This window comes from Brevundimonas sp. UBA7838 (assembly GCF_002500885.1).
Taxonomy (GTDB): domain Bacteria; phylum Pseudomonadota; class Alphaproteobacteria; order Caulobacterales; family Caulobacteraceae; genus Brevundimonas; species Brevundimonas vesicularis_C.
In genome coordinates this window covers 36379-62060 of sequence record NZ_DLTK01000089.1, presented here as the reverse complement: position 1 = coordinate 62060, position 25682 = coordinate 36379, and the positions used below count along the sequence as shown (strand labels likewise).

The window sequence follows — 25682 nt, the reverse complement described above, 5'->3', positions numbered from 1 at the left end:
CACGTTCAGGCCGCGCCCCAAGAGGCGGCCCAGGGCGACGCTACAGTCGCTTTGACCTATGCGGCCGCTCAACAACGTGTTCGCTCCAACTCCAGTCTCGGTCGCGCTGCGGGCTATGGGATGCAGGCCGCCAGGGCCCAGGCGGATGTGGCTGCCGGGCTGAATCGGCCGACCGTAGCGCTCGATGCTCAGTTGATCCGTTATCGCAAGACATTCGATCTCTCGCTGGGCGACACGCTGGACCGCGCACAGGCCGAGCTCGGCTCCGCCATTCCTGGGCTCATCGCGGATTTGCCCGGTGTGCCGGGTGACGTGTTGCAGAGTGTCGGCCAGCGGCTGGAAGCGGCGCTTCCCGAAATTTTCGCCGCCTTGCCGCAAGACGTCCGATTGCAGGTCGACGACACGACCTTTCGCCCCACGGTGACGGCGCTTCAGCCGATCTATACCGGCGGCGCAATTCCAGCTCTCCGACGAGCGGCGGCCGCCAATGTGGATCTGGCGCAGGCGAAGCAGCAGGAAGCTATCAGTCTGGAGGACGTAAATCTGGCGCGGGCTTATTTTGGCCAGGTGCTGGCCGCCGAAGCGCTGAAGATCGCACGCGAGACCTGTGACGGCTTCGATCTGCATTTGCGCAACGCTCGACTGTTGGAATCGCAAGGCGTGCTCAGCCACGCCCAGACGCTTCAGGTCGAAGTCGCCCGCGATGCGGCGCAGCGGCAGGTCAACAGGGCCGAACTGGAGCACGACAACGCCGTGGCGTCCCTCGCCAGGGTTGTTGACACCAATGGCCCCGTCGTTCCAACCACGCCCCTATTCGTGAACCGTGACCCAATCGGTCCAGCCGGCGTGTTTCTTGACCAGGCAAGCCAGACGAACGCTCGCCTTGCGCAGGCTCAAGCCGGGCGCGATCTGGCCGAGGCGGGCGCCGATCTCGCGGCGTCACGAATGAAGCCGTCCGTCTATGCATTTGGAACCTACAATCTGAATCCAGACGACGCTCTGCCGACCGAGCCGGATTGGGCGGTCGGGGTCGGCGCCCGCTACACTCTGATAGCGACGGTGGATCGACGACGCATGCTGGCCGCAGCACGCGCTCAGGCCTCGGCTGCTGCGGAGGTGGAACGAGAGGCCCGAGACGACGCCCGATTGCTGGTCACGCGAGCCTATAATCAGGCGGAGTTGGCGCGCCGTCAGTTTCTGAGCATGGACAGCAGCCTGCAGGCCGCCAGCGAAAATCTTAGAGTCCAGGAGGTTGGATTCCGTGAAGGCGAGGCCACAGCCGCCTCGGTCGTAGACGCCCGCAATCTTCTGGGGGGCGCACGTTTGCAACGCGCGGCAGCAGCTTACGAATATGATCTCAGCCTGGCCGCCCTGCTAGCGGCGTCGGGAAGCGATCTGACTTTGAACGACTATCTGCAACGCGAAGATCGGATCAGCGCGCCATGAGCGAGACGCCTCCCTTTGCCGATGCCTCGACAAACGGTGCGCCGACCATCGCGGCCGGTCGTACGTCTGCATGGCGACGCATTCTGCCTGTGATCGTGGGCGTCGGCCTCGTTCTGCTGATCGGCTTCATCATCGTGGGCCTCTTCCTTGCGGCCCGTCCTGCCAACGATCGGGTTCAGGGCATGGTTGAGGCGGAGACCTTCATCGTTGCGACCAAGGTGCCCAGCCGCGTGGAGCGCTTCCTCGCGTCAGAGGGCGATCAGGTGAAGGCAGGTCAAGAGTTGGCTCTGATGAGCAGCCCGGAGGTTGCAGCAAAGGACGCTCAGGCCCGCGCCTTGCTTCAGTCGAGCCAAGCCATTCAGTCAATGAGCCGCGAAGGCGCTCGGCGCGAAGATGTGCAGTCGGTCGAGTCCATCTGGCGCGCCGCCCAGGCGACGGCTCGTTTGGCGGACCAGACTGCGCGGCGGGCGGAGAACCTGTTCGCCGAAGGCGTGATTTCCGCCCAGCGCCGTGACGAAGCCGTGGCCGCTCGCGCTGCTACAGCCTCGCAGACCGAAGCCGCCCGTCAGCAGTACCTGAAGGCATTGGCAGGGACACGGCCACAGGAAAAATCTGTTGCCGACGCCAATGTGCAAGGCGCGCAGGCCGCCGTCGCTGAGGTCCAAAGCCTGCAAGGCGAGACACGACTGCTCGCTCCAAATGACGGCGAGGTTGCGGAGCGTTTCGCCAATGTCGGCGAGCTCGTGCTCACGGGCGTGCCAGTCTTCACAATCGTGGACATCGGCGACCCGTGGGTTACGTTCAGTGTGCGCGAGGATCAGTTTCGCGATCTGAAAATCGGCGCGATCGTGCATGGCGACGTGCCCGCACTCGGCGTTACTGACGTTGCTTTCCGTATCACCGCCATCAGTCCTCAAGGCGAGTTCGCCACTTGGCGCTCAACCCGGCAGTCGAGCGGCTATGATGTGCGAAGCTTTCAGGTCAAGGCCAAGCCTGTTCGACCTGTCAACGGCCTGAGGCCTGGCATGAGCGTCCTGTTCGATTGGTCCGCACGGTGAAACGCCTCTTGGCCGTCTTCGTATCGGCCGTTCGGGACGAGGCGCGCATCTTGGTGACCCGACCGTGGGACGCGTTCGTCGCCTTCGGCCTGCCGCTGATCCTGCTGATGGTCATCGCGGCAATGCTGGCCCCTGGAGTGATCCGTCAGGCCCCGGTCGCCGTGGTCGATCAGGACAATTCGGCCTTCAGCCGCGCCGCAATCCGCAACATGGAGGCGAGCCCCGGTGTTCGCGTGACCCATGCTCCGGCGACGATGACGGAGGCCATGGCCTTGATGCGGCGGGGCGAGATTTACAGCGTCGCTCATTTTCCAGCAGATTTTTCTGACGGTGCGTTTCGTCGGCCGGAACAGGTGACCGTGTCATTCAACGGCGCCTTCCAGACGGTCGGCGCCTTGTCCGCCTTGGGACAGAGCGCGGCCATCGCATCAGCGGCCGGCCAGCAGTTGCAAGAACGCGCGCGCCAGAGAGGATTGCCCGAAACCGCATTGCAACTCCCCGCTGTCCAAGTGTCGATCGTCGGCAATCCGCAGCTCAGCTTCGAGCTTTTTCTCGGCGGACTTCTGGCGCCGGGGGTCCTTCATCTGCTGGCGGCTTGTTCCGCGGTGCTGGCGGTTGGCCGGCTGATGCAGGGCGGCTCCTTCAAACGCTTCAAGGCCGAGACAGACGGCTTCACGACGACAGCTCTGGTCGGGCGACTCATTCCGCACTTCGTGATCTTCAGCCTTTGGGGCTTGGCGTGGATCGCTTGGCTCAGCGGCGTCCGGGGCTGGGGTGTGGCAGGCTCTCTCCCTCTGCTGACCCTTGGCGTACTCGCCTTGATGGCGGTGAGCGTAGTCTTGTCGGCGTTTTTGGTCGCCGCGCTTGGCGAGGTGGATATGGCGTTCTCGGCCACCGCCATCTATTCGGGCGCGGCTATCGCCTTTTCCAACGGCACTCTCCCGCTGGACCATGGGCCGCGCTTCGCCCGGGTTTGGAGCGATATTCTTCCGTATACGCACTATCTACGGCTGCAGACGGGCCAGCTAGTCACGGGTGCGACTACCGCATCGGCATGGCGAGACTTGATGATCCTGAGCGGCGTCGCCGTCGTTGGTCTTCTTCTATCGGCGCTGTTCATCCGGGGACGAGCGCGTCTTGTCCCCAAACCGGAAAATTTGAACTTTCCGCTTCCGCAACAGGGCGTTATCGCCACCTTTGCCGCGACGTTCCGGAACCTGCCGCGTGCGCGGCCGGTCAGCAGCCTGCTGATCCTGGCCGTCGTCCTTTACGCCTTTTACTATCCGGCCGCCTATGCCGGCCAGGCCGCGACGGGACTACCCATCGCCATAGCGACCCCGACGCAGACAGCGCTGACGCGCACTCTTGTCGAAGACCTGAATGCTTTGCGCGAGATCGAGGTCGCCGCTGTGATTTCATCCCCCGCTGAGGGCTTCGAACTGATGCGGCGCGGCGTGGTCGACGGGGTCGTCGTCCTGCCTCAGCGTTTTGAGGCCGATTTGGTCAGGGGGGCGCCGACGGGCGTGGCCATCTGGCTTAACGGCGGCTATCTGGTTCGTGTCATAGCCGTCGGCAAAGCCGTCGCCGCCGCAACAGCGCAGATCGCCGAGGCGCAGTTGAAGGGGCTGCCTGATGTCGCCCGCACCGTCAGATTGGCGCCGACTCTGGAGCAGGTTTCGCTATTCAACCCGACGGAGGGCTATGGCGGCTATGCCGTGCCGGCGGTTAGTCTGATCATCCTGCAGCAGACGCTATTGCTGGGCGCCGGCGTGATTACAGCCGTGCGCCGACAGACCGCCGCGCCTAGGTTGAGACGCAGCGCGCGCTTGGGTCTGTGGCTGGCGCTTACGGCGATTGGGACAGCATCCAGCCTCTTCTATTTCGGTTTCGTATTCTGGTTTCAGGACTATCCGCGCGCCGGCAACCTGATGGGCGTCCTACTGCTGGCGCCCATTTTTTCAGCAGCGGTCGCCGCTGTGGGTCTGCTTCTAGGCGTGCTTTTCGATCGCCATGAGAGAGTCTTGCAGGTTCTGGTCGGCACTTCCGCGCCCTTGTTCTTCCTGTCCGGCGCTGCGTGGCCGCATTTCATGATGCCTGAAGGTCTCGTTTGGCTCGCGCATCTTTCACCGTCCACCGCTGCGGTTCAGGCCTTTGTTCGCCTGAACGCCATGGGCGCCAGCCTTTGGGAAGTCTCGGCTTTGGCAGCCATTCTGACAGGCCTCGCCGTCGTCTATGGCGGCTTGTGGGTGGTGGTCGGCTCTCTGCGCGCCACGGCGGGGGCGTCATTGTCGCAAAGCGCAACGCGAGAATAGAGACCAATTGAAGCGCAGGGGTGGGTTTGGCTATCGCGACGCCCACCTAGGCGTTATGCCGATGATGCGAAGGACACCGGGTCGCTGACAAGCGCCATGATGCGTCTGGTCGAAAATCCCGATGAACGTCTGGCCCTGGCGCGTGGTGGGCAGGCCTATGTCGAGCGGGTGCATTCGCCGGCCGCGCGCGCGGCCGAGCTAGACGCCTTGCGCGAGGCCTTGGTCGACAAGGCGTTCGTGACGCCGAAGCCGACGCTGCGGAGGCGTCCTCTGGTCGGGCCGGCGGCGTCGCTGACCCGGCTTCAGGGCTAGGCTTCAGCCTCTTCGGATAAAGCTGTCGTAAACGTGGGTAACTGCGTCGAATCGCACGCGCGTCGGCTGGTCGCCCAAGGGGGCAGCCCGGAAGTAGAGATCAATTAATCCTGCGGCGACGGGATCGGCGATCTTGTCGGTGTTCCAGCCCAGCAGCAGGCGGCCGCCCGAGCGGAGGATGGCCGCCAGAGCCTTCAAGGCGCGCTGCTGCTGGTCGGGACTGTCGACGCCATAACCCAGCACGCCGTTGCAGACGACGGCGTCGAAGGTCAGGTCCGAGAACAGCCGATCCGCCTCGCATATGTCGCCGGTGCGGTGGCGACCTTCGCGGCCCCAGCGTGCGGCCGCCGGATCAATGTCGGTGGTCCAGACCTCGCCGCCCTGCGCCTCCAGCAAGGCGTAGTCGTCCAGAGTATACTCGCGGCAACCGACCCACAGGATGCGCCCGCCGTCGGCCGCCAACGCTGGAACATAGCTGTCGGCCATCACCCGTCGGTCGGGCAGGGCGCGGATTCGCGCCGCCTTCGCTGACCGTCGCCTGCGGTCGGCGTCCTTACCGAAGATCAGACCCCTGATGAGCGTTCCCAGACCCACGTGCTTTCCCCTCGGACCGTTCGATACAGTTGTTATCGAGGGGGCGGCGATCTGTCTTGCGCTTTTCCGGGCGTTTCGGGTCGCCGGGCTTTGATGTGGCGAAACGACCGCCTACTGACGGCGCATGATCCAGGACGTTCCTCCCCCCGTCACGCCCACCGCCTTGCCCGAGATCGTTGTCACCGCCGCGCGTCTGCCGCCGGCGGCGGCCGATGCTGCGTTTTCCGTGGTGCGGATCGACGAGGCGGTGCTGTCCCGGTCGTCGCGTCTGGATGAGGCGCTACGGTCCGTGCCAGCGGTGTCGCTGTTTCGACGCACCAGCAGCGCGGCGGCCAATCCGACGACGCAAGGGATTTCGCTGAGGGCCATCGCGCCGTCTGGGGCGGGGCGGACGCTGGTGCTGCTGGACGGCGTGCCGCTGAATGATCCGTTCGGGGGCTGGGTCATCTGGTCCCAGGCGACGCCGGAATCTCTGGAGAGCCTGGATGTGATCCGGGGCGCGGGCTCGGGCCCCTATGGCGCGGGCGCGCTGACGGGCACGATCACCCTGCGTGAGCGCGGGAAAGGCGGCGCGCTGGATGTGTCCGCGTCCGAGCGGGGCGGGTTACGGGCGGCGGGGGCGGCGTCCACGCGCGTGGGGCCGGTGGCGGTGACGTTGAGCGGGTTGCGCGAAGTCAGCGACGGCTATGTGCCGGTGCGCGGGTCGGCGGCAGGCGCGGCGGACACGCCGCTGGATCTCGACAGCCGAAGTGCAGCGCTGCGCGTCGATACGGCCTTGGGACAGGCGAACCTGTCCGTCAGGGCGGCGACCTGGGAGGAGGATCGCGGATCGGGTCTGGCCGGAACGCGCGCCAACGCCAGCGGGCACAGCCTGAGCGCCACGGCGGCGCAGGCCCCGTCGGCCGACGGCTATGGCTGGCGGCTGCAGGCGTGGCAAATCGACAGCAATCTGGCCAACAGTTCGGCCTCGGTGTCGGCCGACCGCTCGACCACGACGCCCGCCAACAACCAGTTCAAGACGCCCGCGACGGGATGGGGACTGAATGCGGCGCTGCGCCGACGCATGGCGGATTTCGCGGGCGGAGGGCTGGAGTGGGAGCTTGGCGCGGATGCGCGCTTCAACGAAGGCGAGACCAATGAACTGTTCAGCAATCCAACGGGCGCGGGTTTCACCCGCATTCGGCGTGCGGGTGGGGAGACGGCGGTGGCCGGGGCCTATGTCGATGCGTCCTGGACCGCGGCCGAATGGCTGGTGGCTGGCGGAGTTCGGGTGGATCGGTGGGAGAATACGGGCGGGTTTCGTCAGGAGAACACGCTGGCGACCGGCGCCGTCCTGCTGAACGAGAGCGACCCGGATCGGTCGGGCGAAGTGGTCAGCGCGCGCCTGGCCGTGCGGCGTGATCTGGGCGGCGGCTACGCGGCGCGGGCGGCGGCCTATTCCGGGTTCAGGCCCGCCATGTTGAACGAACTGCACAGGCCATTCCGAGTCGGCAACGACATCACCGAGGCCAACGCCGCCCTGACGCCGGAAACGCTGAAGGGCGTGGAGACGGGCTTGGCCTTCGACCGCAACGGCGTGCGTTGGGGTGCGTCGGTGTTCTGGAATCAGATCGAAGACGCCATCGTCAATGTGACGCTCGGATCCGGGCCGGCGACCTTCCCGCGCGCCGGGTTCGTGCCGGCGGGCGGGGTGCTGCGCCAGCGCCAGAACGCCGGGACCATCGACGCCTGGGGCGTGGAGCTGAACGGGGCGGTGGACCTGTCGTCAGCCGTGTCGCTGAACGCCGCCGCGTCCTGGACCGACGCCGAGATCGACGGCGGATCGTCCGCCACGCAGCTGACCGGATTGCGTCCCGCACAGGCGCCGGAATGGAGCGCGACGGCTGGGGTGGATTGGCGCGCGACCGATCGACTGACCCTGGCCCTGGCGGCACGTTACGAATCGAGCCGGTTCGATGACGACCTGAACAGCCGGGTGCTGGACGCCGCCCTGACGCTGGATGCGCGAGGGGAGTGGGCCTTCACGCGGAACGCGACCCTTTGGATGGCGGCGGACAATCTGTTCGACGAGGATGTCGAGGTGTCGGAAACGGGCACGGGCGTCGCCGGGTACGGCCCCCCGCGAACGGTCAGCATCGGTCTGCGGTTGAGCTATTGAGAACGCGGACCGGCTGTCTTCTCGACCAGGTTTTTGCGCGACGCACAGATTTCGTCCGCCTGACGGGTGAAAATGACCTTCAATGCTGTTGCGCGAGGCCGCTGGCGCGCTAAGCGCTAAAGGCGGTCGATCCACGGCCGCTGATCCCAACGACGAGCCTGTCATGTCCGAAGAATTCTACCGCATGAAGCGGTTGCCGCCCTATGTCATCGCCGAGACCAATGCGATGCGCGCGGCGGCCCGTGCGGCGGGCGAGGACGTGATCGATCTTGGGATGGGCAACCCGGACCTGCCACCGCCCCAGCATGTGATCGACAAATTGATCGAGGTGGCCAGGAAGCCCGACGCCCACGGCTATTCAGCGTCACGCGGCATCCCCGGCCTGCGCCGCGCCCAGGCCAACTATTACGGCCGCCGCTTCGGCGTCGATGTGGATCCCGAGACCGAGGTGATCGTCACCATGGGCTCCAAGGAGGGGTTGGCCAGCCTGGCCACCGCCATCACCGAGCCGGGCGACGTGATCCTGGCGCCCAATCCGTCCTATCCGATCCACACCTTCGGCTTCATCATCGCCGGGGCGGCGATCCGCAGCGTGCCGACTACGCCGGACGAGAAGTATTTCGAGGCGTTGGAGCGGGCCATGGCCTTCACCGTGCCGCGGCCCAAGATCCTGGTGATGAACTACCCGTCGAACCCGACGGCGGAGACGGTCGATCTGGCTTTCTACGAACGCGTCGTGGACTTCGCCAAGACCAACGACCTGTGGATCATCAGCGATCTGGCCTATTCGGAACTCTATTACGACGGCAAGCCGACGGTCTCGATCCTGCAGGTGCCGGGGGCCAAGGACGTGGCGATCGAGTTCACCTCGCTGTCGAAGACCTACAGCATGGCCGGCTGGCGCATGGGGTTTGCGGTTGGCAACAAGAAGCTGATCGCGGCGATGACGCGGGTGAAATCCTACCTCGACTATGGCGCCTTCACGCCGATCCAGGCGGCGGCGTGCGCCGCGCTGAACGGACCGCAGGACATCGTCGAGCAGAACCGCAAACTCTATCACCGCCGCCGTGATGTGCTGGTCGAGAGTTTTGCCCGCGCGGGCTGGGACATTCCCAAGCCGGCCGCGTCCATGTTCGCCTGGGCGCCGTTGCCCCCGGCGCTGAAGCATCTGGGCAGTCTGGAGTTTTCCAAGCAGTTGCTGACCCACGCGAAGGTCGCGGTGGCGGCGGGCGTCGGCTATGGCGAGAACGGCGAGGGCTTCGTGCGTATCGCCATGGTCGAGAACGAGCAGCGCATCCGCCAGGCCGCGCGCAACATCAAATCCTATCTGAAATCGCAGGGCGTCAATGTGCCGCCCAGCCGGGAAGACTGACTATGCCGTCTGGACTGATCGCGCTGCTGGACGACGTCGCCGGCATCGCAAAGCTGGCGGCCGCGTCGCTGGATGACGTGGGCGCGGCGGCGGGCAAGGCCTCGACCAAGGCCGCCGGCGTGGTGGTGGACGATGCGGCGGTGACGCCGCGCTATGTCATGGGCCTGTCGCCCAGCCGCGAGCTGCCGATCATCAGCAAGATCGCACTCGGGTCGTTTCGCAACAAGCTGATCTTCATCCTGCCGGTGGCCCTGGTGCTCAGCGCCTTCGCGCCCTGGGCCATCACCCCGATCCTGATGTGCGGCGGGACCTATCTGTGTTTCGAGGGGGCGGAAAAGCTGCTGGAGGCGATGGGGCATGGCGGGCATGAGGATGCCGCGCCGGTCGCGCGCGACGCAGCGGCGCTGGAGAAGACGACGGTGTCGGGTGCGGTGCGCACTGACCTGATCCTGTCGGCCGAGATCATGGCCATCGCCCTGGCCGATGTGGCGGCGCAGCCGATCCTGACCCAAGCCGCTGTGCTGGCTGTGGTCGGCATCGCCATGACCGTCGTCGTCTATGGCGCAGTGGGCCTGATCGTGAAGATGGACGACATCGGCCTGCATCTGGCCCAGCGGCCCAACGGCGGGGTGCGCGCCCTGGGACGGGGTCTGGTCAAGGGCATGCCGATGGTGATGAGCGCCCTGTCGGCGATCGGCACGGCGGCCATGCTGTGGGTCGGCGGCGGCATTCTGCTGCATGGTTCCCATACGCTGGGGCTGCACTGGCCGGCGGTACCGGTCGAGCATCTCTCGCATGCCGTCGGCGAACTGTTCGGGCCGTTGGCCGGCGTGATGAGCTGGCTGACGACGGCGGTGGCCTCGGCCGTGATCGGGCTGATCGTCGGCGGGGTGGTGGTGCTGGTCCTGCATCAGGTCGCGCGCCTGCGGTCCAAGGAATCGCACTAGGAGCGAGCCGGGCTGTCACGCGGGCGCCATCCGCAACAGCTAGAGGCCGCACGGCTGTTGTTGGAGTTGTTCATGTCCCTGTCGCGTCACGTCGCCGCCGCGTGTCTGGCCGTCTTGTCGATCGCGGGCGCCGCCTGTGCGGGCGCGCCGGTCGCCCAGCCGCCGGTTCAGGCCGCCGCGCCTCAGGCATCGGCTGCGGCCCTGACGCCGCCCAAACTGATCGTGACCATCGTGGTCGATCAGTTCAGCGCCAACCTCTTCAACCAGTATCGCAGCCGCTACAGCGGCGGCCTGCGCCGGTTGGCCGACCAGGGGCTGGTGTCGATCAACGGCTATCAGACCCATGGTCTGACCGAGACCTGCCCCGGGCACTCCACCGTTCTGACCGGCATGCACCCGGCCGAGACCGGCATTCCCGCCAACGACTGGATCGACGGCAAGACCGGCAAGGAGGTCTATTGTCTGGCCGCGCCGCAGAACCATCTGGCGCACGGGCGTGACGACACCGACAACGGACCGGTGGGCCCGGACCAGCTGCGTGCGACGACGCTGGGCGACTGGTTGAAGGCCGTCAGTCCGGACAGCAAGGTCATGGCGGTGTCGGGCAAGGATCGCGGGGCGATCAATCTGGCCGGTCATCAGGGGCAGGCCTTCTGGTTCACCGACGGGTTTGGATTGACGGCCTATGTCGAGCCGGGACAGACGGCCGAGGCCAAGTTGGCGCCGGTCGCAGCGTTCAACCGTGACTTCAACGCCTGGACGGCGGCGACGCCGGTGACCTGGGACTATCAGAACGCGGACTGCCGGGCGCTGGCGGGCGACTGGACCATTCGCGGCCAGACCTTCCATTCGGTGCTGCCGCCGGCGGGGTTGAAGTTCGACACCTCGCCATTGCTGGACGAGCAGACGCTGAAGGCGGCGGAATATCTGCTGGACAGCCAGAAGCTGGGGCAGGGGACAGCCACCGACATGCTGGGCGTCAGCCTGTCGGCCACCGACCGGATCGGGCATATGTACGGCACCCAGGGGCCGGAGATGTGCGAGCAGATGCACCGGCTGGATGCGGCGCTGGGCGCCTTCCTGGACAAGCTGGCCCAGGTTCCCGGCGGCGCGCTGGTGGTTCTGACGGCCGATCACGGCGGCTCGGACTTCGTCGAGCGGCTGCATGAGCATGGCTATCCGCAGGCGCACCGCGCCGACACCGATGCGATCAAGGGCTTCAACGCCGCGTTGAAGGCGCGCTTCAATCTGGACGCCGATCCGCTGCAGTCCGGCGGAAGCGGCTGGATGGTCGCCGATGCGGATCATAAGTCGCTGCCCGATCCGTTGCGGACACAGGTGGCGGAGGCGGCGGTCGAGATGCTGCGCGCCCTGCCGGACGTGGCTTTCGCCGAGACGCGCGACCGACTGCTGGCTGAGCCCCTGCCCGACAGCCGTCAGCCCGAGATGATGACGGTGCGCGAGCGGATGCGGTTGTCGACCGTCGCCGAGCGATCGCCCGACATCCAGTTCGCCTGGACCCAGAACACCACCTCGGGCGGCCGCGTCGGCTCGACCCTGGCCGGACACGGCACGCCGTGGGAATATGACCGGCGCGTGCCGATCATCTTCTGGTGGCCAGGCGCCAAGGCCGAGGAGCGGTTCCTGCCGATCCGGACCGTCGATATCGCCCCGACCCTCGCCCATGTGATCGGCGTCGCCGCGCCGCAAGTCGAGGGCCGATGCATCGATCTGAACGGGTTCGCAGTTGCGGCTTGCGGGACGGCGGCCAGATAAACTCCTGTTTCCGGCCGTCAACTCATGTTTCCTGAGGGGAAGGCGGCCTTACGCAGCGCGGGTTTCGTTGGCAGAAGAGGGCGAAATCGCCCAGGCGGCCCCGTTTTGCCGTCCGAGAGAGCAAACAGGAAACGTCATGAACCGAGCCCGTCGCGCGCGCATCGTCGCCACCCTGGGACCCGCCAGCCGTGCGCCCAGCACCGTCAAGGCGCTGGCCCAGGCGGGGGTGGACGTGTTCCGCCTGAACTTCAGCCACGGGTCGCATGAGGATCACGCCGCCGCGTTGAAGGCGGTGCGCGGCGCCGAAATGGCCCTGCAGCGTCCGCTGGGCGTGCTGGCCGACCTTCAAGGGCCGAAGCTGCGTCTGGGCCGTTTCAAGGACGTCGAGATCTCGGTCAAGCCGGGCCACACCATGCGTTTCGATCTGGACCCGACGCCCGGCGACGAGACGCGGGTGCAGATGCCGCATCCCGAAATTTTCAAGGCGCTGCGCAAGGGCATGCTGCTGCTGCTGGACGACGGACGGGTGCGTCTGCGTGTGGGCGAGCGGACCGATGAGTGGGCCGATGTCACGGTCGAGAGCGGCTCGAAGCTGTCGGACCGCAAGGGCGTGGCGGTGCCGGAGGCGGTGATCCCGGTCTCGGCCCTGACGCCGAAAGATCGTGAAGACCTGGCGTTCGCCCTGCGTATGGGCGTGGACTGGGTTGCGCTCAGCTTCGTGCAGAAGCCCGAGGACATGGCCGAGCTGAAGCGGATTGTGAATGGTCAGGCGGCCTGCCTCGCCAAGATCGAGAAGCCGGCGGCCCTGGCCGATCTGGAAGCCATCCTGGACTATTGCGACGGGGTGATGGTGGCGCGTGGCGATCTGGGCGTCGAGCTGGATCCCGAAGATGTGCCGGTGGCGCAAAAGCAGATCGTGCGCGCGGCCCGCAATCGCGGCGTGCCGGTGATCGTGGCGACGCAGATGCTGGAATCCATGACCAGCGCTCCGGCCCCGACCCGCGCCGAGGCGACCGACGTGGCCAATGCGGTCTATGAGGGTGCGGACGCCCTGATGCTGTCGGCCGAGACGGCGTCGGGCGACTATCCGCTGGAATCCGTCGGCATCATGAGCCGGATCATCGAGCGCGTCGAACGCGATCCGATGTGGCCCAGCCTGATGGGCGCCGAACATGCCGGCATGGATGAGCACGATGTGGACGCCCTGGTCGGGGCGGCGCGGATGGCGGCGAATGCGCCTTCGACCGGCTGTCTGGTGGTGTTCACGACCCTGGGCGGCACGGCGCGGCGGATGGCGCGCGAGCGGCCGCTGAAGCCGATCCTGGTGCTGACGCCCAATCCCAACACCGCGCGCCGGCTGGCCCTGGTCTGGGGGCTGGAGCCGCGTCTGGGCGAGCAGCCGGACTCCTTGGAGGCCGTGACGGACGACGCCGTCAACAGCGCGGTCAAATATGGTCTGGCCGAGCCGGGCCAGCGCATCCTGATCCTGGCGGGCACGCCGTTTGGGGCGCCGGGCGCGGCCAATCTGCTGCGCCTGGCCCACGCTCCGGCAGCGACGTCGAAGGGCCGTAAGAAGAGCTAGAGAGCGATCTCGCGACGCTCCGCCGCGCTGCGCAGACCGGCGTCAAGGATGCGCATGACGGTCAGGGCCTGGTCGGCGGGGACGGGCGGCGGGCCTTTTTCGAGGATCGCCTCGCGCATGGCGGCGTAGAAGGCGGGATAGTCGCCGCGCTCCGGAGCCGGCGTGGTGCGGACGGTTTCGCCGTCGATCTGTTTCGTCAGCTCACCGGGCGAAGGATCGACGCCCCAGTCCGTGTCGCCGGGACGCAGGCCGGCCTTGGACTGGCTCTCCTGGGCGTCGAGGCCGCGTTTGATGAAGCTGCCGCCCGTGCCGTGGACGGCGTAGCGGAGGCTGGCCTCGGCGGCGAGGTGGCTCATGTTCAGGATGACGCGCAGCCGGTCGTAGCGCAGCAGAACGTGGGCGTAGTCGATGGCCGTGGCGCCGACACGTTGGGCCTGGAGGTCGGCATAGATGGCCAGCGGCGGGCCGAACAGCTCGACCGTCTGGTCGATCAGATGCGGGCCCAAGTCGGCCCAGACGCCGCCGTCGCGCTTGTCCTTCCAGCGGTCGGCAGCGGTCGGGCGGAAGCGGTCGTAGTGGCTTTCGAACACGGCGACGTCGCCCAGTTCGCCCTGGTCGATCAGGCCGCGCAAAGTCAGGAAGTCGGCGTCCCAACGGCGGTTCTGGAAGACGCTGAACACGCCGGGGGCATCGGCGACGACGGCGGCGACGGCTTGGGCCTGCTCAAGCGTGGCGGCGAAGGGCTTGTCCACCACCACGGACTTGCCGGCCTTCAGCGCGGCGATCGACTGCTCGGCGTGCAGGGCGTCGGGGGTGGCGACGACGATCAGGCCGATGTCGTCGCGGGCCAGGGCGGCGTCCAGGTCGGGCAGGACTTCGACCTCCGGCAAGTCGGCGTGGACCGCATCGGGCCGGGACGAGACGACGGCGGTCAGGGTCAGGCCGGGGGTCGCTTCGATCAGGGGGGCGTGGAAGGTCTGGCCCGCCAGGCCGTAGCCGACGACGGCCACGCCGATGGGTGCGTGCGAGGTCATGCCCCGATCAATAGCGGTCGGGGCGCGGGCCATCCAGCACATAGGGCACGACGCCGCGTTCGTTCTCCGGCACGTGCAGGGTGCGATCCAGCGGCGGGAAGGCGCGCTGGGTGCAGTCGGTGCGCTCACAGATGCGGCAACTGACGCCGATCCGGGCGGCGGGGCCGTTCAGATCCAGGCCGGCGGCATAGATGAGAGATCCGGCGTGTTCGACCTCGCACCCTAGGGACAGGGCGTAGCGGCGGTCGTTGGCCAGGTAGGAGCCGCTGGGCTTGGACACGCTGCGGGCGATGGAGATGTAGCGAGAGCCGTCGGGCATCTCGGCCAGCTGCACCCCGATACGGTCGGGCGCCGCGAAGGCCTCGTGCACGTTCCACAGGGGGCATGCGCCGCCGAAGCGGGCGAACTGGAAGCGGGTGGCGCTGTGGCGCTTGGTGATGTTGCCGGCCATATCCACGCGAGCGAAATAGAAGGGCACGCCGCGCCAGCCCGGCCGTTGCAGGGTCGAGAGCCGGTGGCAGACCTGTTCGAAACTGACCTGGAAACGGGTGCGCAGCCGGTCGATGTCGTGCTTTTCCTCGCGCGCGGCCTCGAGGAAGGCCCGGTAGGGCAGCAGCAGGGCGCCGGCGGCGTAGTTGGCCAGACCGACCCGGGCCACGTCCCGCGCGGCGTCCGTGCGGAAGGCGGCCTGATCCAACTCAGCCTCGATCAGGTCGCGGAAGGACAGCAGGGCCAACTGGTGCGCCAGCTGGAACGACCGCGTCGCGCCGGGCTGCCAGGCGTCCAGCGTCAGGACGCGGCTGGCGGGATCGTAGCGACGCAACGCGTCTTGGCCCGCGACGTAAGCGACCCGGACGCCGTGCGCCTGGCTCAGCGCAGACTCCAGCGCCCGCTCGATCTGGCCGTCCTGCACCAGCGTCGTCGCCAGCGCCTCGGCCGCCGTGTCCAGCGTGTCGATGTAGTTGTCGCGATAGTGGAAGAAGTCGCGCACCTCTTCGTAGGGCAAAAGGGCGACACTTGCGCCGTGTTCGTCCCGGCCGAGGGTGTCGTCCAGCGCCTTCACCCGCTCGTCCAGACGGCGGAAAGTCTGGTGCAGGGCCAGGAACTGACGGGCCAGGCGCGGGGTGTTGGCGACGGCCTGTTTCAGCTCGGCGGCCGTGGGCGGTTCGGCCTGACCCGCAATGTCTGTGGTCGCCTCGCGCAAATCGGCGATCAGGCGGGCGTCCCCTTCCAGATCGAACAGACTGGCGTCCACATGAAAGGCGCGCGTCAGGGCGATCAGGACGCGCGCGGTCGCCGGGCGCTGGTTGGTCTCGATCTGCGACAGATAGGACGGCGACAGGCCGAGCCGCTCGGCGCAGGCCTCCAGCGTCCAGCCGCGCGCCTCGCGCAGCTTGCGCAGTTTGGCGCCCAGGAAAAGCTTCTCAGCCATTCGCAACTTTGCAGATCATATCGCCATCCTTTGCAAGCCCGCGCAGTTCCACACTTTTTGCAAAGTTGCGTTTGCCATTTTGCGATGAAGGCGCCACGCGTTCTTTGAACGAGAGGCGAAGATCCATCATGACTCAAGCCATCCTTGAAGAACTGGAGCGCCGTCGCGCCGCCGCCAAACTGGGCGGTGGGGAAAAGCGTATCGCCGCCCAGCACGCCAAGGGCAAGCTGACGGCGCGCGAACGCATCGACGTGCTGCTGGACGAAGGCTCCTTCGAGGAGACCGACATGTTCGTCGAGCACCGCAGCCATGACTTCGGCATGCAGGACCAGCGTATCCCCGGCGATGGGGTGGTGACGGGTCGCGGCACCATCGGCGGACGGCTGGTCTATGTCTTCTCCAAGGACTTCACCGTCTTCGGCGGATCGCTGTCGGGGGCCCATGCGGCCAAGATCGTCAAGCTGCAGAAGATGGCCCTGACCACCGGCGCGCCGATCATCGGCCTGTTCGACGCCGGCGGCGCGCGGATCCAGGAAGGCGTCGAGAGCCTGGCCGGTTACGCCGACATCTTCCTGCAGAACACTCTGGCCAGCGGGGTCATTCCCCAGATCAGCGTGATCATGGGGCCGTGCGCGGGCGGCGACGTCTATTCGCCCGCCATCACCGACTTCATCTTCATGGTGAAGGACACGAGCTACATGTACGTGACCGGCCCCGACGTGGTGAAGACGGTCACCAACGAAGTGGTCAGCCACGAGGACCTGGGCGGCGCCCGCGTTCACGCCGGCAAGTCGGGCGTGGCGGACGGGGCGTTCGAGAACGACCTGGAAGCCTTGTCGGAGGTGCGCCGCCTGATCGGCTTCCTGCCGCTGTCGAACCGCGAAAAGCCGCCGGTGCGCGAAAGCTATGACGAGCCGGAGCGGGACGAGCCGTCGCTGGACACCCTGATCCCGGCCAATCCGAACCAGCCTTACGACATGAAGGAGCTGATCCTGAAGGTGGTGGACGAGGCCGACTTCTTCGAGATCGGGGCCGACTTCGCCAAGAACATCATCACCGGCTTCGGCCGGCTGGACGGCCAGACGGTCGGGATCGTCGCCAACCAGCCCCAGGTGCTGGCGGGCGTGCTGGACATCGATTCAAGCCGCAAGGCCGCGCGGTTCGTGCGCTTTTGCGACGCCTTCGACATTCCGCTGGTGACGCTGGTGGACGTGCCGGGTTTCATGCCGGGCACCAAGCAGGAGTACGGCGCCCTGATCAAACACGGGGCCAAGCTGCTGTTCGCCTATGCTGAGGCGACCGTGCCGAAACTGACCCTGATCACGCGCAAGGCCTATGGCGGCGCCTATGACGTGATGAGCTCCAAACACCTGCGCGGCGACGTCAACTACGCCTGGCCCACCGCCGAGATCGCGGTCATGGGCGCCAAGGGGGCGGTCGAGATCATCTTCCGCAAGGAGGCCGGCGATCCCGAGGCCCTGGCCGCGCGCGAGGCGGAGTACAAGGACCGGTTCGCCAACCCGTTCGTGGCGGCGGGCCTGGGCTACATCGACGACGTCATCATGCCCCATGGGACACGGCGACGGCTGGTGAAGGCGCTGCGGACGCTGAAGAACAAGGTCCAGGAGAACCCCTGGAAGAAACACGATAATATTCCGCTTTAGGTGATCGCAGTGGTAGATGTCATCACATTCGAGCATGCGCTTGATGCAGCAAGCGGCTGCACAAATAGGGATCTGTTGCTTGGAAACGGGTTTAGTATTGCCTGTTTCCCCAAAATATTCCCCTACAGTTCGCTATTTGAAGAGGCGAAACCTGGCCTCCCTCCCGAACTAATTTCTGTATTCGAAATATTGAAGACCACCGACTTTGAAGCGGCTATTCGAGCGCTTCAGTCTTCGGCTGCTATCGCTCCGATCTATGGCGGGGACGCCGCCAAGATGATTGAGCACGCCGAGCTTCTGAAGGATGCTTTGGTGAGCGCTGTGGCCTCCCGACACCCGGCTAGGCCGGGAGACATCACGCCCGAAAAATATGCGGCATGCCGGAAATTTTTATCCCATTTCCTGGGTGGTCCCAAAGGCTGCGTTTACACGACTAACTACGATCTGCTTCTCTATTGGGCGGCGATGCAGACCGAGATCGACGACCTAAAGCTCCAGCACAACGATGGCTTTGGGAAAGACGAGAATGATTACGACGCCCCTTATGTGATGTGGCATGGCGAGTCTAAATCGCACGAACAGCGAGTGCACTATCTGCACGGTGCGTTGCACCTGTTTGATGCGGGGTATCAGCTACAAAAGTACACATGGGTGAATACGGGAATCCCTCTCGTAGACCAGGCGCGCGACGCATTGTCCCGAGACGAATTTCCGCTCTTCGTGGCCGAGGCCAACAGCGATCAGAAGCTAAATCGCATCCAGCACAGCGCCTACCTGCATCACTCCTACAAGAGCTACGTGGGGTCGTTGCGAAGCGGAAAAAACAGTGCGCTGTTCGTCCTTGGGCATTCGCTTGATGCGAACGATGACCACATCTTCGAACGGATTGGGCGCTCTCAACTCGGTGAGCTCTATGTCAGCCTCCACGGCGACCAGCTTGAGCCGTTCAACCAAGAAATCATTCGACGTGCGGAACGCTTGAAAGCCAAGCGCGGTGCCGTCTACCCGCTTCACATCGGATACTTTGACGCTGCCAGCGCAGCGCCTTGGGGCTAGTAAGTTATGTTCTCCAAAATCCTCATCGCCAACCGGGGCGAGATCGCGGTTCGGATCATCAAGACCTGCCGCAAGATGGGCATCCAGACGGTGCAGGTCTATTCGGAGGCCGACGCTGGATCGCTGGCGGTCGAGATGGCCGACGAGGCGGTGCTGATCGGGCCAGCGCCGGCGGCGCAGTCCTATCTGCTGGCGGACAAGATCGTCGAGGCGGTGCGCCAGACGGGGGCGCAGGCCGTGCATCCGGGCTTTGGGTTCCTGAGCGAGAACGCCGGATTCGCGCGGCGGCTGAGGGACGAAGGGATCGCCTTCATCGGCCCCAATCCCGAGGCCATCGAGGCCATGGGCGACAAGATCAGCTCCAAGAAGCTGGCGGCCGAGGCGGGCGTCTCGACCGTGCCGGGCCATATGGGGCTGATCGAGACGCCGGACGAGGCGGTCAGGATCGCCAACCAGATCGGCTATCCGATCATGATCAAGGCCTCGGCCGGCGGCGGCGGCAAGGGCATCCGGGTGGCCCATTCGGACGCCGACATGGCCGAGGGATTCGCGGCGGTGAAGGCCGAGGCGCTGAACGCCTTCGGCGACGACCGGGTCTTCCTGGAGAAGTTCATCGTCGATCCGCGCCACATCGAGATCCAGGTGCTGGGCGACAAGCACGGCCATGTGGTCCACCTGTTCGAGCGCGAATGCTCGATCCAGCGGCGCAACCAGAAGGTCATAGAGGAGGCGCCGAGCCCCTTGCTTGACGAGGCCACCCGCGCCGCCATGGGGGCGCAGGCCGTCGCCCTGGCCCAGGCGGTGAACTATGACTCGGCCGGCACGGTCGAGTTCGTCGCCGGTCAGGACAAGAGCTTCTACTTCCTGGAGATGAACACCCGTCTTCAGGTCGAGCATCCGGTGACGGAGCTGATCACCGGCGTCGATCTGGTCGAACAGATGATCCGTTCGGCCTGGGGCGAGACGCTGGCCTTCGAACAGAAGGACCTGAAGATCGACGGCTGGGCGATCGAGAGCCGCATCTACGCCGAGGATCCGTATCGCGGCTTCCTGCCGTCCATCGGCCGGCTGGTTCGCTATGAGCAGCCGGAAGAGGGCGATCAGGGCGACTACACCGTCAGGAACGATTCCGGCGTCCGCGAGGGCGACGAAATCAGCATGTTCTATGATCCCATGATCGCCAAACTGTGCGCCTGGGGCGAGACGCGTGAGGCGGCGGTCGAGGGCATGGCCCGCGCGCTGGAAGACACCCACCTGTCGGGCCTGGGCCACAATGTGCCCTTCCTGGCGGCAGTGATGGACCAGGACCGGTTCAAGTCGGGCAATCTGTCGACCAGCTATATCAAGGACGAGTTCCCCGACGGCTTCCACGGCCTGAAACCGACGCAGGACCAGGAGCGCATCCTGATCGCCTCGGCGCTGGCCATGCACGAGGTTATCGCCGAACAGGACGGCGATCCGTCGGACCGCACCGACTGGATCGTGATGATCGACAAGACGCCGCACGGCGTCGGCCTGTCCTATGACGAGGACGAGGAGATCATCCTGACCCTGACCGGCGGCGGCGACATCCGCCTGTCGGACATCGACTGGCGGCCGGGTCTGGCCCAGTTCAAGGCCGAGCTGGACGGTGAGCCCTTCACCGCCGAGGTCAAGCGCGTCGCCGACGGCTTCGACATCCGCCACCGCGCGGCCAAGGCGCGGGTGCGGGTGCTGCGGCCCCACGTCGCCGAACTGTATGCGCGCCTGCCGGAGAAGGTCGCGGCGGACACCTCCAAGATGGTGCTGTCGCCGATGCCGGGTCTGGTGGTCTCGATCCCGGTGGTCGTGGGCCAGGAGGTCAAGACCGGCGAGACGGTGGCCATCATCGAGGCCATGAAGATGCAGAACATCCTGAAGGCGGAGCGCGACGGGGTGGTGAAGGCCGTCGGCGCCAAGGACGGCGATCCGGTGGCGGCGGATGACGTGCTGGTGGAGTTCGGGTGATGACGGGCTTTCCCGCGCCCACGCCGCTGGAATGGCGCGAGGCGGCCCAGAAGGCGCTGAAGGATCGGCCGATCGAGTCGCTGATGCATCTCGACGCCGATCAACTGGTGACGCGGCCGCTGTACGCAGGCGCGACGGGCGTGCAGCCGATCTTCGCCCCGCGTCCGTCCGACTCCGAAGGCCGGGCCTGGGATCTGCGGACGCTGGTGGAGGGCGACGATGCCGAAGCGGTCAACGCCGCCGTCCTGACCGATCTGGAGAACGGCGCGGCCTCGGTGGTGCTGAAGGGGCGGGTGCTGGCGGATTCTGCGCCCCTGGGCCGGGCGCTGGAAGGCGTGACGCTGGAGTTGGCGCCCGTCGCGCTGGACGCCGGGATCGACGGGCCGAATGCGGCCAACGCCCTGGCGGTCGTCGCCAAGGGCTCGCCGCGCGCCCAGCTGCGGTTTCATATGGACCCGGTCTCGGCCTTCGCCGAGGCGGGCGGGGCGCCGCGTTCTGTGGAAGAGCATCTGAGCTTGGCGGCCAATACGGCGGCGCGCCATGCGGGGGCCTATCCCGACGCGACCTTTTTCCTGGCCAGCGGGCGCGTGGCGCACGAGGCGGGCGGATCGGCGGCGCAGGAGCTGGCCTTTGCGGCGTCCAGCGTCGTGGCCCATGCGAAGGCGGCGGTGGAGGCCGGGATGTCGGTCGAGGCGGCTTTGCGCGGCACCGTCGTCGGCCTGTCGGTCGATGCTGAATATTTCGACAGCCTGGCCAAGGTTCGGGCCATGCGGCTGATCTGGGCCAGCCTGACGAAGGCGTTCGACGTGGATGTTCCGGCGGTGATCGAAGCGCGCTCGTCGCGGCGGATGCTGTCGGCGCGCGATCCCTGGCCCAATCTGCTGCGGCTGACGGCGGCGGGCTTCGCCGGCGCAGTCGGTGGGGCGGACGTCGTGGTGCTGGATGGCTTCACCCGCGCCTCCGGAACGTCAGACGCCTTTGCGCGGCGACAGGCGCGGAACACCCAACTGGTGTTGATGGAGGAGGCCAATCTGGGTCGGGTCGACGATCCGGCCGCCGGCTCCTGGTATCTGGACGCCCGGACGCGGGACTTGGCCGAGGCCGGCTGGGCCGAGTTCCAGAGGATCGAGGCGGAGGGCGGTCTGGTCGAAGCGCTCAAGGGCTCGATCATCCAGCCCCGCATCGCCCGCGCCCGTGAAATCCGCGAGGCCGCGCTGACGAACGGCGCGGCGCAGATCATCGGCGTGACCAAATATGTCGATGCGGACGTGCGGCCTGCGCCGGTCGAGGCGGGCGATGAGGCGGCCGTGTTGGTCGAACGGGTGTGCGAGCCCCTGGCTCCGATCCGGTTCGCCGCGGCCTTCGAGGAGGCGGCTCAATGAGTTTCCCCGACTTCAGCAAGATCGCCCTGAACCTCGATGCGACGGGGCAGGGGCCGACGCGCGATCCTTGGCTGACGCCCGAGGGGCTGACGGTCGAGACCGCCTATGGTCCCGACAGCACGGACGCGCTGGATCACCCGCACGGCCTGCCGGGGTTCGCGCCGTTCGTGCGCGGGCCCTATCCGACCATGTATGCGGGCAATCCCTGGACGATCCGGCAATACGCCGGCTTCTCGACCGCCGAGGAGTCCAACGCCTTCTATCGCCGCAACCTGGCGGCCGGTCAGAAGGGGCTGAGCATCGCCTTCGACCTGGCGACGCACCGGGGCTATGACAGCGACCACCCGCGGGTAAAGGGCGACGTCGGCATGGCGGGCGTCGCCATCGACAGCATCTATGACATGCGGACCCTGTTCGACGGGATCCCGCTGGACCAGATGTCGGTGTCGATGACGATGAACGGTGCGGTGCTGCCGATCCTGGCGCTCTATGTCGTCGCGGCCGAGGAGCAGGGCGTGCCGCACGCCAAGCTGACCGGCACCATTCAGAACGACATTCTGAAGGAGTTCATGGTCCGCAACACCTACATCTATCCACCCGAACCCTCGATGCGGATCATCGCGGACATCTTCGCCTGGACGGCGCAGGAGACGCCGAAGTTCAACTCGATCTCGATCAGCGGCTATCACATGCAGGAGGCGGGAGCCTCGGCGGATATCGAGCTGGCCTACACCCTGGCGGACGGGATCGAGTATCTGCGCGCGGGCGTCGCGGCGGGGATGCCGATCGACCGGTTCGCACCGCGCCTGAGCTTCTTCTGGGCGATCGGCATGAACTATTTCATGGAGGTGGCCAAGATGCGCGCCGGCCGCCTGCTGTGGGCCGAGGCGGTCAGGAAAGAGGGCGGGGTTGATCCCAAATCGCTGAGCCTGCGCGCCCACTGTCAGACCTCGGGCTGGTCGCTGGCGGCGCAGGACGTGTTCAACAATGTGCCGCGCACCATGGTTGAGGCCATGGCGGCGGCGGGCGGCCAGACGCAGAGCCTTCACACCAATGCGCTGGACGAGGCCCTGGCCCTGCCCACCGACTTCTCGGCCCGGATCGCGCGCAACACCCAGATCTTGTTGCAGCAGGAGACGGGGCTGACGCGGGTGATCGATCCTTGGGGCGGCAGCTTCTATGTCGAACGGCTGACCCACGAACTGGCCGAACGGGCGCGCGCCCATATGGCCGAGGTCGAGGCCCTGGGCGGCATGGCCAAGGCGATCGAAGCCGGCATTCCCAAGCTGCGGATCGAGGAGTCCGCCGCCAAGACCCAGGCCCGGATCGACACCGGCCAGCAGACGGTGGTCGGGGTGAACAAATATCTGAACCCCGTCGTCGACGACATTCCGATGCTGAAGGTCGACAATGCGGCGGTGCTGGCCGCCCAGATCGACAAGCTGAAACGGCTGAGGGCCGAGCGGGATCAGGCGACGACCGATGCGGCGCTGAACGCCCTGACCGAGGGAGCGCGCGGGAACGCCAACCTGCTGGAGCTGGCAGTTCAGGCCGCCCGCGCCAAGGCGACGGTGGGCGAAATCTCCGACGCGCTGGAGGCCGCCTTCGGCCGCCACGTGGCGACGGTCCAGACCGTGTCGGGCGTATACGCCAAGGAGGCGGGGACCGACGCCCGCTTCGCCCGCGCCCGCGAGATGGTCGCGACCTTCGTCGAGAACGACGGCGGGCCGCCGCGCATCCTGATCGCCAAGCTGGGCCAGGACGGGCACGACCGGGGCCAGAAGGTCGTCGCGACCGGATACGGCGATCTGGGCTTTGACGTTACGGCGGGCAGCCTATTCCAGACGCCGTCGGAGGCTGCTCAAGAAGCCGTCGAGAAGGGCGTTCACGCGGTCGGCGCATCATCGCTGGCGGCAGGGCATCTGACGCTGGTGCCCGAGCTGAAGGCCGAGCTGCAGAAGCTGGGCCGGCCCGACATCATGATCGTGGTTGGGGGCGTAATTCCGCCGTCCGACGTGCAGCCCCTGCTCGATATGGGCGCGGCCGCCGTCTATCCGCCCGGTTCGGCCATCGCCGATACGGCGGTCGACCTGATCGAGAAGCTGAACCAGCGTCTGGGTTACGCCCAGCCCGCGCCTAAGGAGACCGCATGATCGGCGCCCTGAACCATGTCGGGATCGCGACCCCGTCGATCGCGGACTCGATCAAACTGTATCGCGACGTGCTGGGGGCGACCAAGATCGGCGAGCCCTTCGACCTGCCGGCGCAGGGGGTAAAGGTCTGTTTCATCGACACGCCGACGGCCCAGATCGAGCTGATCGAACCCTATGACGAGACCAGCCCCATCGTCGGCTTCCTGGTTAAGAACCCCAAGGGCGGCCAGCACCACGTCTGTTTCGAGGTCGAGGACATCCACGCCGCCGTCGCCGAGATGCGGGCCAAGGGGGTGACCATCCTGGGCACGGGCGAGCCGCGCATCGGGGCGCACGGGACGCCGGTCGTCTTCCTGCATCCGCGCGACATGGGCGGCGTGTTGATCGAGCTGATGGAGACGCCAAAAGCGGGGCATTAAGCGGAGCCTTTGGTCAGGTTGGGCCGTTGAAGGCGAAACCAGAGGACATGACATGATGTCGCACCGCCTGACCGCGTTCGTCGCCATCGCCGCCTTGGCCGGCGCCGCAGCCTGCTCTCGCACCGAGCCGGAACAGCCCGCCGCCCCGGTCGAACCGTCGGCCGCGCCTGCATCCAATGCGCCCTCGGTCGGCTATGCCTGCGAAAGCGGCGCGACGCTTCAGGTCCAGTATGTCGACAGCGACAACGCCAGGCTGACCCATCAGAACCAGAACTATGCCTTGCGTTCGGTGCAGGCCGCCAGCGGCGCGCGCTATGTCGGCGGCGGGGTGGAATGGTGGACGGCGACGCGTGATGGACAGGAGAGCGGCACGCTGAGCCGACTGGGTCCGGACGGCACCACAGGTGTCGCGGTGCTGGAGCGCTGCTCGCGGCCGATCCCCGGGGCGGATGCGACGCCCGGACCGCTGCCGACGCCAGGTCAGACGCCGACCGAGGCGACCGGCGGGGTCTTGCCCGCTGCGCTGCCCTGCAAGGGGCCGCAACTGACGCTGGCGGCGGGCGACGGGGATGCGGGCGCCGGAAATCGGGTCACCAACTTCAGTCTTCAGAATATCGGAAGCCAGGCCTGCAGCCTGACCGGCTATCCGACAGTGACCTTGCAGGACGCGCGCGGACGCACCCTGTCGTCCATACGCGCCGAACAGAGCCCCGGAAGCTATTTCCGCCAAGGCCAGGCCCCGACGCCGGTCCAGCTGGCGCCCCGCGCCAAGGCCTATTTCGAAATGGCCTGGAGCGTCGTGCCCAACGAAGCCATGCAAAAGACCTGTCCCGACGCGGCCACGATAAAGGTCACGGCGCCCAGCGATACCGCCGCCGTCAGCCTGCCGTTCTCGTTCAGCCCCTGCGGCGGTCGCATTCGCGTCAGTCCGATCCGGGCCGAGGCCAACCCGGCCCCGGCGACCTGAGGCGGGTGGAAACCGATCGAAAATCGGCGTAG

At 66.6% G+C, this 25682-nt stretch carries 20 protein-coding genes; 16 read left to right on the top strand and 4 right to left on the bottom strand.

The window, feature by feature from the left end; translation table 11 throughout:
• Positions 1–51 precede the first annotated feature (51 nt).
• The 4 genes from B3T77_RS07310 to B3T77_RS07295 all read left to right on the top strand — a co-directional run bounded on the left by B3T77_RS07310 (position 52) and on the right by B3T77_RS07295 (position 5128).
• Positions 52–1446 (top strand): TolC family protein, encoded by a 1395-nt coding sequence (locus tag B3T77_RS07310; RefSeq protein WP_292078470.1) that lies wholly within the window; start codon positions 52–54, stop codon positions 1444–1446.
• The gene (locus B3T77_RS07305) at positions 1443–2504 is read left to right on the top strand and encodes an HlyD family secretion protein (protein ID WP_292078468.1); all 1062 of its coding nucleotides are present in this window, start codon (positions 1443–1445) and stop codon (positions 2502–2504) included. Before B3T77_RS07310 ends, B3T77_RS07305 begins: the two co-directional genes overlap by 4 nt.
• Positions 2501–4816, top strand: coding sequence for an ABC transporter permease (locus B3T77_RS07300; RefSeq protein WP_292078466.1), 2316 nt, complete (start codon positions 2501–2503; stop codon positions 4814–4816). The genes B3T77_RS07305 and B3T77_RS07300 overlap by 4 nt, the downstream gene beginning before the upstream one ends.
• Positions 4817–4912: 96 nt before the next feature.
• Positions 4913–5128 carry a hypothetical protein gene (locus tag B3T77_RS07295; RefSeq protein WP_292078464.1) on the top strand — a complete coding sequence of 72 codons (216 nt, stop codon included), beginning with the start codon at positions 4913–4915 and terminating at the stop codon, positions 5126–5128.
• 3 nt (positions 5129–5131) lie between these two features.
• On the opposite strand, the gene B3T77_RS07290 is transcribed toward B3T77_RS07295, so the two are convergent.
• Positions 5132–5614 carry a class I SAM-dependent methyltransferase gene (locus B3T77_RS07290; protein ID WP_292078462.1) on the bottom strand — a complete coding sequence of 161 codons (483 nt, stop codon included), beginning with the start codon at positions 5612–5614 and terminating at the stop codon, positions 5132–5134.
• A gap of 232 nt (positions 5615–5846) precedes the next feature.
• Between B3T77_RS07290 and B3T77_RS07285 the strand changes: the two genes are divergently transcribed.
• From B3T77_RS07285 to pyk, 5 genes are all read left to right on the top strand, one after another.
• On the top strand, positions 5847–7880 hold the full coding sequence (locus tag B3T77_RS07285; protein WP_292078459.1) for a TonB-dependent receptor: 2034 nt from the start codon (positions 5847–5849) through the stop codon (positions 7878–7880).
• A 163-nt stretch (positions 7881–8043) separates the two neighbouring features.
• Positions 8044–9252, top strand: a complete 1209-nt coding sequence (locus B3T77_RS07280; RefSeq protein WP_292078457.1) for an LL-diaminopimelate aminotransferase — start codon at positions 8044–8046, stop codon at positions 9250–9252.
• A gap of 2 nt (positions 9253–9254) precedes the next feature.
• A complete protein-coding gene (locus B3T77_RS07275) occupies positions 9255–10199 on the top strand; it encodes a DUF808 domain-containing protein (protein ID WP_066628604.1) in 945 nt (314 codons plus the stop codon).
• Positions 10200–10271: 72 nt separating this feature from the next.
• On the top strand, positions 10272–11975 hold the full coding sequence (locus B3T77_RS07270; protein ID WP_292078454.1) for an alkaline phosphatase family protein: 1704 nt from the start codon (positions 10272–10274) through the stop codon (positions 11973–11975).
• A 136-nt stretch (positions 11976–12111) separates the two neighbouring features.
• A complete protein-coding gene (gene pyk, locus B3T77_RS07265) occupies positions 12112–13557 on the top strand; it encodes a pyruvate kinase (protein WP_055753148.1) in 1446 nt (481 codons plus the stop codon).
• Here the strand turns inward: pyk and B3T77_RS07260 are convergent.
• Genes B3T77_RS07260 through B3T77_RS07250 form a run of 3 tightly spaced genes read right to left on the bottom strand, consistent with a single transcriptional unit; the run spans position 13554 to position 16153 of the window.
• A complete protein-coding gene (locus B3T77_RS07260; protein WP_292078451.1) occupies positions 13554–14591 on the bottom strand; it encodes an oxidoreductase in 1038 nt (345 codons plus the stop codon). The two genes, pyk and B3T77_RS07260, sit on opposite strands and share 4 nt — an antisense overlap.
• A gap of 7 nt (positions 14592–14598) precedes the next feature.
• On the bottom strand, positions 14599–16023 hold the full coding sequence (locus tag B3T77_RS07255) for a helix-turn-helix domain-containing protein (RefSeq protein ID WP_292078449.1): 1425 nt from the start codon (positions 16021–16023) through the stop codon (positions 14599–14601).
• Positions 16016–16153 (bottom strand): hypothetical protein, encoded by a 138-nt coding sequence (locus B3T77_RS07250; RefSeq protein WP_153923009.1) that lies wholly within the window; start codon positions 16151–16153, stop codon positions 16016–16018. The genes B3T77_RS07255 and B3T77_RS07250 overlap by 8 nt, the downstream gene beginning before the upstream one ends.
• On the opposite strand from B3T77_RS07250, the gene B3T77_RS07245 reads away from it, so the two are divergent.
• Genes B3T77_RS07245 through B3T77_RS07215 form a run of 7 tightly spaced genes read left to right on the top strand, consistent with a single transcriptional unit; the run spans position 16152 to position 25650 of the window.
• Positions 16152–17687 (top strand): acyl-CoA carboxylase subunit beta, encoded by a 1536-nt coding sequence (locus tag B3T77_RS07245; protein ID WP_091745804.1) that lies wholly within the window; start codon positions 16152–16154, stop codon positions 17685–17687. The two genes, B3T77_RS07250 and B3T77_RS07245, sit on opposite strands and share 2 nt — an antisense overlap.
• 9 nt (positions 17688–17696) lie before the next feature.
• Entirely contained in the window at positions 17697–18743 is a 1047-nt protein-coding gene (locus B3T77_RS07240) for a DUF4917 family protein (RefSeq protein ID WP_292078442.1), read from the top strand.
• 6 nt (positions 18744–18749) lie between these two features.
• A complete protein-coding gene (locus B3T77_RS07235) occupies positions 18750–20729 on the top strand; it encodes an acetyl-CoA carboxylase biotin carboxylase subunit (protein ID WP_292078439.1) in 1980 nt (659 codons plus the stop codon).
• Positions 20729–22111, top strand: a complete 1383-nt coding sequence (locus tag B3T77_RS07230; protein WP_292078437.1) for a methylmalonyl-CoA mutase family protein — start codon at positions 20729–20731, stop codon at positions 22109–22111. The genes B3T77_RS07235 and B3T77_RS07230 overlap by 1 nt, the downstream gene beginning before the upstream one ends.
• Positions 22108–24264, top strand: a complete 2157-nt coding sequence (scpA, locus tag B3T77_RS07225; RefSeq protein WP_292078435.1) for a methylmalonyl-CoA mutase — start codon at positions 22108–22110, stop codon at positions 24262–24264. Before B3T77_RS07230 ends, scpA begins: the two co-directional genes overlap by 4 nt.
• Complete coding sequence (gene mce / locus B3T77_RS07220; protein WP_292078433.1) at positions 24261–24683, top strand: methylmalonyl-CoA epimerase; 423 nt, start codon at positions 24261–24263, stop codon at positions 24681–24683. The genes scpA and mce overlap by 4 nt, the downstream gene beginning before the upstream one ends.
• 52 nt (positions 24684–24735) lie before the next feature.
• Positions 24736–25650 (top strand): DUF4232 domain-containing protein, encoded by a 915-nt coding sequence (locus tag B3T77_RS07215; protein WP_292078431.1) that lies wholly within the window; start codon positions 24736–24738, stop codon positions 25648–25650.
• The last annotated feature ends 32 nt before the right edge of the window (positions 25651–25682 follow it).